General features: G+C 43.2%; 3 tRNA genes and 1 pseudogene. All 4 read right to left on the reverse strand.

Annotated elements, in window-relative coordinates:
- Positions 1–90: 90 nt before the first annotated feature.
- Positions 91–166 (reverse strand) — tRNA-Asn (locus ACED46_RS21645).
- A gap of 24 nt (positions 167–190) precedes the next feature.
- Positions 191–266 (reverse strand) — tRNA-Thr (locus tag ACED46_RS21650).
- A 56-nt stretch (positions 267–322) separates the two neighbouring features.
- Positions 323–398 (reverse strand) — tRNA-Phe (locus tag ACED46_RS21655).
- A gap of 235 nt (positions 399–633) precedes the next feature.
- Positions 634–2,260 (reverse strand): annotated as a pseudogene (locus tag ACED46_RS21660) (methyl-accepting chemotaxis protein).
- Positions 2,261–2,697 lie beyond the last annotated feature (437 nt).

A 2,697-nucleotide genomic window follows, 5' to 3' on the forward strand; every position in this document is an offset into this window, starting at 1 on the left:
ACTGGTGACCTACTGATTACAAGTCAGTTGCTCTACCTACTGAGCTAAGTCGGCATCATGAATCAAAAAGCTTATGCTTGATGATTAACTTGGCTCCCCTTGCAAGACTTGAACTTGCGACATACGGATTAACAGTCCGCCGTTCTACCAACTGAACTAAAGGGGAATTATTCTTAAAGCTTTAAAGAAATGGTGCCGACTACCGGAGTCGAACTGGTGACCTACTGATTACAAGTCAGTTACTCTACCTACTGAGCTAAGTCGGCACATAATATTTCTTTGTGCTTTACTGTTGTTGTCTAAGACACCAACAAATAAATTGTGGTGCCCGGAGGCGGAATCGAACCACCGACACGAGGATTTTCAATCCTCTGCTCTACCGACTGAGCTATCCGGGCGACGAGGTGTATTAAACGTGTTTTCGCGTTCTGGGTCAACATTAAATTGCAAAAAAAGTATCGTTTGATGTTTTTCTATACTTAGTGGGTTGTTTTTGCTCATTTGGGGTGAAAAACCTAGGTCTAGCATGCCCTAAAAGATAGTAAAACTACGGTTAACTACACTGAATGGGCGCCGAAATAAAAAAAGCACGTATGAAAACGTGCTTTTTTATTTGAAAATTTTCTAGGGAGTTTAGTGTTTTACTTCAAACCTATTAACCCAAGCTTCTAATTCGTTGGAAAGAGAGGCAAGAGTTTGGGTGCTGTTATGACTTTCTGTTACGACATTGCTCAGTTGGTTACCGCTCTCTTCGATCATATTGATACGCTTCGATATATCATCGCTCACCTGAGTCTGCTCAGCGGCCGCTGTTGCGATTTGATGACTCATTGATGAAATGGACTCTAATGCGACAACAATCTGTTGTAGTGCTTCAGAGGCGTTTTGAGACTCTGTTACGGTGCTTTCACTGGTCGCGGCACACACTTCCATGGTTTGAATTGCGTTGCGAGATCCCTCTTGAAGGTTATTAATCATTAATTGGATTTCTTTTGTGCTCGATTGTGTTCTGCCTGTAAGGTTACGAACCTCATCTGCTACAACAGCAAATCCACGACCTTGTTCGCCAGCTCGAGCTGCTTCAATGGCTGCATTTAGTGCCAATAGGTTAGTTTGCTCCGCTATATCACCAATCACATCCAATACTTTTTGCAATGTTGTTTACATCGTTATCTAGGTTAGCGACAGCTTCGCTTGCTGTGCCTAGTTGGCCTGCTAAGCCTTGAATGTTATCTACTGTGTTGTGAATGAGTTGTTGGGTATGCTGGCTCTGTTTGTCGGCCTCGTCGGTGTTGCGCGCGGTATCGCTAGCTGAAGCAGCTACGTTATTGGCTGAAGAGGCCATCTCGGTCATTGCTGTCGCGATCATCTCTGTTGATTGCTGTTGGGTGTCTGTCAGTTGACCAATTGACCCAGCGCGATCTTCTACGCGCTGCAGTTCGCCTCTTAATGCCAGCATTGAAGCGTCAAGGTTTGATACTAGCTCAGCCAATGACTTACTCATTTGTTGTACGGCGTGATAGATACTGCCGTCAATTGCCTGAGTTTCGAAAGAGGTTTGAATTCGACCTTGTGCTACGGCTTGTACTGCTTCTCGTACGTCTTTAGGTTCGCCGCCAAGAAGCGCTAGCATGCGTTTAATGGATACAATTAGGCTCGCCAGAATAAGACCAGCAATCACGACACAAAGGAATAGCTGCCATTGAGCAGTAGACCAAAAACGAGCGTTAACTTCATTGAACCCGATACCAGTGCCGACAACCCAACCCCAATGTGGCGTTTTCTCTGCAATAGACAGTTTTTCTTCAATCGTTCCATCTGGCAGTTTTTGTGTCCAGGTGTACTCAATGATCTCGCCAGTACGATTACCAAGTACTCTTTGGATTAGCTGCCCAACACTATTGCCGTCGCCATCTTTAAAGTCGTTAAAACTGGTTCCGTGCAGTTGAGGATCTAATGGTGTCGCGATAAACGTCATGTTCTCATCGGCTACGTAAACATATTCATTATCTTTATAGATGTTGTTGCGTAGAAGGCGAGTAGCTAGTTGCTTGGCTTGCTCTTCTTCTAGTGTGCCATCAATCGCCATTTTTTCGACTTCAGTAAGAATGCTGTATGCGCTCTTAAACAGCTCTGTTACGCGAGCTTTGTTGTCCATGTTGCTAGCAACTCTTAAGGTCCATAAGCCTGTAGCCGTCAGTGCTAGCAGGGCGATCAAGATGATGCCCGATAATAAGTAAGCTTGCGTTTTTAGTTTCATATTTCCCCGCGCAGCGATTCAATAATTAGTATTAGGTATAATTCATCGAATCTTAATCTAAGTGGTGTAAGGCAGATATTAGAAAGACATCAAAGTATGATAGGGATTAAATTTTCGAAGAAAAAAAAGTAACAGGACTTGGTTCTATTTGTTTTAATGTGAATATTAGCGGGTCATGAACTTTATAAGGCGTTGGTTCTGTTGTAGTGGATATGCTTTATAGAACTTAGAATCAACTGCTGTAGTAAGAGTACTAAAAGGAGATAACTCAATTTATCGAGACTGATTAAGAGTTAGTGAGGAGCTGATGTGTATATTGAATAGAGTTTGTTTTTGTTCAAACGAAAAAAAGCCAAGTCTTTCGACTTGGCTTTCTTGAATGTGGCTCCCCTTGCAAGACTTGAACTTGCGACATACGGATTAACAGTCCGCCGTTC

Source organism: Vibrio sp. 1S139 (genome assembly GCF_041439475.1).
Classification (GTDB): Bacteria; Pseudomonadota; Gammaproteobacteria; order Enterobacterales; family Vibrionaceae; genus Vibrio; species Vibrio crassostreae_C.